We start from the raw sequence: 5,869 nt of genomic DNA on the forward strand, positions 1-5,869 counted from the left end.
ACATCCAGGATCGCGATTTCCACGCCCGGCAGCGCCTTGCCGGCCGAGCGCATCCGCTCCAGCCCCTCGACGTGATCCTCCGGCGGCAGCGCGACGATGGTGCCGGTGGTCTCGGTCATGCCGTACATCTGCACGAAGCCGCATTTGAAGACCTCGATGCATTCCTTCAGCAGCGCCGCCGGAATCGGCGAGGCGCCGTACAGCATGTATTTCAGCCTGGAGAAATCGACCGTCCTGGCGCGCGGCTGCCGCACCACGAACTGCATCGCCGCCGGAACCATGAACAGCTTCGTGATGCCTGACTGCTCGAAGAAGTCCAGAACCTTGGTCGGATCGAACTCGCGCGCGATCACGCCGCGGGCACCGTGATAGAGCCCCATCACGCCCCAACCGGAGCCGCCGATGTGGAAGATCGGCATCGCCACCAGCGAGACGTCGTCGGTCGACCACCGGTTCCACTCCGGCTTGTCCTCGGCATTGCCGGTCTGCACCAGGTTCAGGAAGTTGGCGTGGCTCAGCATCGCGCCCTTCGGCTTGCCCGTCGTGCCCGAAGTGTAGAGCTGGATCGCGATGTCGCGGGTCGCGATCGGCACGTTGGGATCCTCGCCGCTCTGCGCATCGCGCCAGGCCGTAAAATCCTGCCATTCCGACGCGCCGCCCTCGGTGGTGATGATGCTGCGGACGCCCGGAATCTGGTCCCTGATCTGGCGCACCTGCGCGATGAACTCCGGTCCCACGAACAGCACCGGCGCCTTGCAGTCCGCAACGATGAAGGCGACCTCGGGCCCCGCGAGCCGCCAGTTCACCGGCGCCATCACGGCGCCGGCCTTCATCGCGCCCATCAGCAGCTCGAAATAGAGGTCGCTGTTCTTGCCGAGATAGGCGATGCGATCGCCGGATCTCACCCCCATCGCGATCAGGGCGTTGGCGACCTTGTTGGTCTTGACGTCGAACTCGGCAAAGCTGGTGGTGCGGCCCTCGAACTCGTAGGCGATGGCGTTGCCGCGGCTCGTCGCACGCTCGCGCACCATGTCGGCGAGGTTGGCCAGTTTCGGTGTGGACATGTTTCTCCCGGGGCGTCTTGTTTTTGTGCCGGGGAGTGTGGCGGCATTGGTGGGCGAAGACAAGATGGGACAGGATCAGCCGCGGTTTCGTGTCCCGGACGCGGCGCAGCACGTAGTGACGCGCTGCAGAGCCGGGACCCAGCATGCCGCCTCTTGCGTAAAGAGAGATGGGCCCGGCTCAGCAGCGCACCACGTCGCACCGGACGATGCTTCGCATCGCCGGGGACGCCCTGCGCTCCGTCCGGGGCACGAAGCCTACCCCCGCTTCGCCCGGTCCTTCTCGTTCTGCGCCATGATGCTCTCGCGCGCGGTCTTCCAGTCGTCGTCGCTCCAGTCGCGGAGCTGGTAGAAATTGCCGCCCATGGCCAGCGCCTGCGCGCCGTCCATGGCGATTGTCTCGCCGTTGATCCAGTTGCAGCCGCCGGAGATCAGGAACACGGCGACGTTCTGCAACTCCTCCATGGTGCCGACGCGGCCCATCGGGTTCATCGCCTTGGTTCGCGCGCCGGCCTCGTCACCGGGCTTGATGCGCTTGCTCATGCCCTCGGTCGGGATCTCGCCCGGGGCGATGGTGTTGAGGCGGATGCCGTGGCGGCCCCATTCGGTCGCCAGCGACATCGTCATGGCGTGGATCGCCGACTTGCTCATTGCCGACGGCACCACGTAAGGCGAGCCGTTGCGCACCCAGGTCGTTGTGATGGAGACGACGTTGCCAGGCTGCTTCAAGGCGATCCAGCGCTTGCCGACCGCATGGGTCACGTAGAACGTGCCGTGCATGACGATGTTGGCGACCGCATCGAAGCCGCGCGGCGACAGCTCCTCGGTGCGCGAGATGAAATTGCCGGCGGCGTTGTTGATGAGATCGGTGAGGGGACCATCGCGGAAGATGGTCTCGATCATCTCCTCGACCGCGAGCGCGTTGCGGATGTCGACGCCGTGGCTGGTGACGCGGCCGCCATACTGGGCCATCAGCTCGGCTGCGGTCTCATCGCACACGATCTTGCGCCGGCCGCAGATGTGCACCTCGGCGCCGAGCTCGAGGAAGCGCGTCGCCATCGACTTGCCGAGACCGGTGCCGCCGCCGGTCACGAGAATGCGCCGGCCGGCCAGAAGATTTTCCTTGAACATGGCTGTTTCCCCCGTAGGGATTGTCAGTTAATTGGTCGATTGACTAAATCCGGCTACCGGCGTCCTGTAAAGCGGCAACCGGTCAAGAACAGGGGAGAATTCGTCCATGGAAGATCGCGTCTCGATCTCGATCTCGGAAGGCGTCGCCGACGTGCGCCTTGTGCGCGCCGACAAGATGAACGCGCTGGATCAGCCCATGTTCGAGGCCCTTGTCGCCGCGACCGACCGGCTTTCGAAGGAAAAAGGCGTGCGAGCCGTCGTGCTCTCGGGCGAAGGCCGCGCCTTCTGCGCCGGTCTCGACATGGGACGTTTTGCCGCCATGAAGGAGAAGGGCGGCAACGGAATTCCGGGCGGCGAAAATCGTGATCTCACCAAGCGCACGCACGGCCTGGCGAACTTCCCGCAACAAGCGGTGTGGGGCTGGCGCCAGCTTCCGGTGCCCGTCATCGCAGCCGTGCACGGCGTCGCCTTTGGCGGCGGCTTCCAGCTCTCGCTCGGCGCCGACATGCGGTTTCTCTCGGCGGACGCGCGGATGTCGATCATGGAGATCAAATGGGGCCTCGTGCCCGACATGGCGGGCACGCCGATCCTCGCCAGCCTCGTGCGCGACGACATCCTGCGCGATCTCACCTATACGGGCCGCATCTTCTCGGCGCAGGAGGCGATGACATACGGCCTCGCCACCCGCATCTGCGACGATCCACGCGCGGCAGCGCTGGAGGTTGCGCGCGAAATCGCGGGAAAAAGCCCCGATGCGATCCGCGCGGCCAAGCGGATGCTGAACAACCTTTCGGTCGATCCCGGCCCGGCGCTGCTGGCGGAATCCGTCGAGCAGCAGAAGCTGATCGGCAGCGCCAACCAGACCGAGGCCGTGCGGTCGAATCTGGAGAAGCGTGCGCCCAAGTTCGCGGATTAGCTTTCCGTCATTCCGGGGCGCCGCGTAAGCGGCGAGCCCGGAATCCATCAGGCCGCATGCTCTGCCGTAAAATGGATTCCGGGTTCGATGCTACGCATCGCCCCGGAATGACGACCCGAGTGGTGTCCACGTGTCAACCCGGCGAAAGATCGGACAACAACAATGAGCGAAACGTCACCCTTCCTCGGCATCGTCTCCGGCGACCGCCGCCGCAGCCACACCGAGGTGGCCGCCCGCGCCGACCGCATCGCCTCCGGCCTCGCAAAAATCGGTGTCCGCCAGGGCGATTGCGTCTGCATGCTGATGCGAAACGACATCGCTTTCCTCGAAGCCGCCTATGCCACGATGCGCTTAGGAGCCTATGGCGTGCCGATCAACTGGCACTTCAAGCCGGAGGAGATCACCTACATCCTGAAAGACACCGGCACGTCCGTGCTGATCGGGCATGCCGACATGCTGCACGCCCTGCGCGGCGCCATCCCGGAGGGCGTCACCGTGCTCAGCGTGCCGACCCCGCCTGAGATTCTAGCCCAATACAAGATCGATCCCGATGATCTGAAGACCCCCGGCTTCGCGATCGACTTCGAATCCTGGCTCGCACAGCACCCGCCTTACGACGGGCCCGTCGTGCCGCAGCCGATGAACATGATCTATACGTCAGGCACGACCGGTCATCCCAAGGGCGTGCGGCGCAACGCGCCGACGCCAGAGCAGCAGGCCGCCGGCGAGCGCATGCGCGCGATGATCTACGGGCTCAAGCCCGGCGCCCGCGCGCTGCTGCCGGGGCCGCTTTATCACTCCGCGCCGAATTCCTTCGGCATCCGCGCCGGCAAGCTCGGCGGGGTGCTGGTGCTGATGCCGCGCTTCGAGGCCGAGGAATTCCTGGAAGCGATCGAGCGCTATAAGATCGACACCATCTTCATGGTGCCGACCATGTTCATCCGCCTGATGAAGCTGCCCGAGGCGGTGCGCAGGAAGTACGACGTTTCCTCGCTGCGCCACGTCATCCACGCCGCCGCGCCGTGTCCGGCCGACGTCAAGCGCGCCATGATCGAGTGGTGGGGACCGGTGATCTACGAATTCTACGGCTCCACCGAATCCAGCGCCGTGACCTTCGCGACGTCGGAAGATGCGCTCAAGAAGCCCGGCACCGTCGGCAAGATCTCGCCCGGAGCCGAGCTGCGCTTCATCGGTGAGGACGGACGCGTGCTTGGCGTGGGCGAGATCGGCGAGATCTATTCCCGCATGGCCGAGATGGCCGACTTCACCTACCACAACAAGCCGGAAAAGCGCGCCGAGATCGACCGCGACGGCTTCATCACCTCGGGCGACGTCGGCTATATCGACGAGGACGGCTACGTCTTCATCTGCGACCGCAAGCGCGACATGGTGATCTCAGGGGGCGTCAACATCTACCCCGCCGAGATCGAGTCGGTGCTGCATGCCGTGCCCGGCGTGCATGATTGCGCCGTGTTCGGCATCCCCGATGCCGAGTTCGGCGAGGCGCTGATGGCCGTGGTCGAGCCGCAGCCCGGGATCACGCTCGCTGCCTCCGATGTCCGCGCGAGCCTGAAGGCGCATCTGGCCGATTACAAGGTCCCCAAGCACGTCGAGATCCGCACTGGCCTGCCGCGCGAAGATTCCGGCAAGATCTTCAAGCGCCGCCTGCGCGATCCCTATTGGGAGCAGGCGGGCCGGAAAATTTAAGGCGGTGCCGTAGGGTGGGCAAAGCGAAGCGTGCCCACGAATTCTTGCTTATGGAGACAGATCGTGGGCACGGCGCAAGAGCGCCTCTGCCCACCCTACGAGACAACCGATGGGGAAAGAAATGACCGATACAGCAACCGAAGTCCTCTACACTGTCGCTGACCACATCGCGACCATCACGCTGAACGCGCCGGAGCGCATGAACACCATCTCCGGACCGATGCTGAACGACCTCGCCCGGCTGCTGACGGAGGCCAACGAAGACCGGAATGTCCGCGTCGTGATCCTCACCGGGAAGGGCAGGGCGTTTTGCGCCGGGCTCGACCTGCGCAAGGAGCGTGACGGCAACGGCCTCAGCGCTGCCTCATCGCCGACCACGATCAACCTCCGCAACACGCCGCCGACCATCCTGCATGCGATGGACAAGCCGACCATTTGTGCCGTCAACGGCGGCGCCGCCGGCTACGGCATGGACACCGCGCTCGGCTGCGACATCCGCATCATGGCGGAGTCGGCAAAGCTCGCCGCCGCCTTCGTCAAGCGTGGCGTGGTGCCGGAATCCGGCGGCACCTGGCTGCTGCCGCGCATGCTCGGCTGGGCCAAGGCCTCCGAGCTGATCTTCACCGGCCGCACCCTCAGCGCGCGGGAATGCCTGGACTGGGGCCTCGCGAACGAGGTCGTGCCCGATGCCGAGCTGATGAACCGCGCCACGGCGATCGCCCGCGAGATCGCCGCCAACGCGCCGCTCGCGGTGCAGGCCTCCAAGCGCATGATGCGGATGGGCCTCAACGAGAATTTCCAGGACCATGTCCACCACGTCTATCTCCAGCTCCTGCCACTGTTCAAAACCGCGGACATGGCCGAGGGCATGAAGGCCTTCATGGAGAAGCGCGAGCCGAAGTTCGAGGGCCGGTAGCCGAGGCTAGCTGGTGCGCGCAGGAGTAGCAATTATCGGCCGGCTCGGCTAGGTTGGCGTTCCCACGCCAATTTGTTGCGATCGTCCATGCCCTCCTATCGTGCCGGTTTCTTCGAAGTCCCCCATGCCGCCGTCTAC

5 protein-coding genes are annotated in these 5,869 nt (G+C 65.2%); 3 read left to right on the forward strand and 2 right to left on the reverse strand.

Annotated features, from left to right (window positions below):
• Together JHD07_RS17900 and JHD07_RS17905 are read right to left on the reverse strand one after the other, a co-directional pair.
• On the reverse strand, positions 1-1,064 hold a 1,064-nt coding region (locus JHD07_RS17900; protein WP_291624486.1), incomplete at its 3' end, for an AMP-binding protein.
• 255 nt (positions 1,065-1,319) lie between these two features.
• Positions 1,320-2,192: an SDR family oxidoreductase gene (locus tag JHD07_RS17905; protein ID WP_291624487.1), complete on the reverse strand. Its 873-nt coding sequence runs from the start codon at positions 2,190-2,192 to the stop codon at positions 1,320-1,322.
• A gap of 106 nt (positions 2,193-2,298) precedes the next feature.
• Here JHD07_RS17905 and JHD07_RS17910 point away from each other — a divergent pair, with 106 nt between their 5' ends.
• From JHD07_RS17910 to JHD07_RS17920, 3 genes are all read left to right on the forward strand, one after another.
• Positions 2,299-3,108, forward strand: a complete 810-nt coding sequence (locus tag JHD07_RS17910; protein WP_291624488.1) for a crotonase/enoyl-CoA hydratase family protein — start codon at positions 2,299-2,301, stop codon at positions 3,106-3,108.
• 162 nt (positions 3,109-3,270) lie between these two features.
• Positions 3,271-4,815, forward strand: a complete 1,545-nt coding sequence (locus JHD07_RS17915) for an acyl-CoA synthetase (protein ID WP_291624489.1) — start codon at positions 3,271-3,273, stop codon at positions 4,813-4,815.
• A gap of 121 nt (positions 4,816-4,936) precedes the next feature.
• Positions 4,937-5,731 (forward strand): enoyl-CoA hydratase-related protein, encoded by a 795-nt coding sequence (locus tag JHD07_RS17920; RefSeq protein ID WP_291624490.1) that lies wholly within the window; start codon positions 4,937-4,939, stop codon positions 5,729-5,731.
• Positions 5,732-5,869 lie beyond the last annotated feature (138 nt).

Origin of the sequence: Bradyrhizobium sp. (assembly GCF_016462955.1) — a bacterium.
In the GTDB taxonomy this organism is placed as follows: Bacteria; Pseudomonadota; Alphaproteobacteria; order Rhizobiales; family Xanthobacteraceae; genus Bradyrhizobium.

Coding starts and splice junctions, on each gene's coding strand:
- JHD07_RS17905 (WP_291624487.1), bottom strand. CDS start 2,192: ATGTTCAAGGAAAATCTTCTGGCCGGCCGGCGCATTCTCGTGACCGGC.
- JHD07_RS17910 (WP_291624488.1), top strand. CDS start 2,299: ATGGAAGATCGCGTCTCGATCTCGATCTCGGAAGGCGTCGCCGACGTG.
- JHD07_RS17915 (WP_291624489.1), top strand. CDS start 3,271: ATGAGCGAAACGTCACCCTTCCTCGGCATCGTCTCCGGCGACCGCCGC.
- JHD07_RS17920 (WP_291624490.1), top strand. CDS start 4,937: ATGACCGATACAGCAACCGAAGTCCTCTACACTGTCGCTGACCACATC.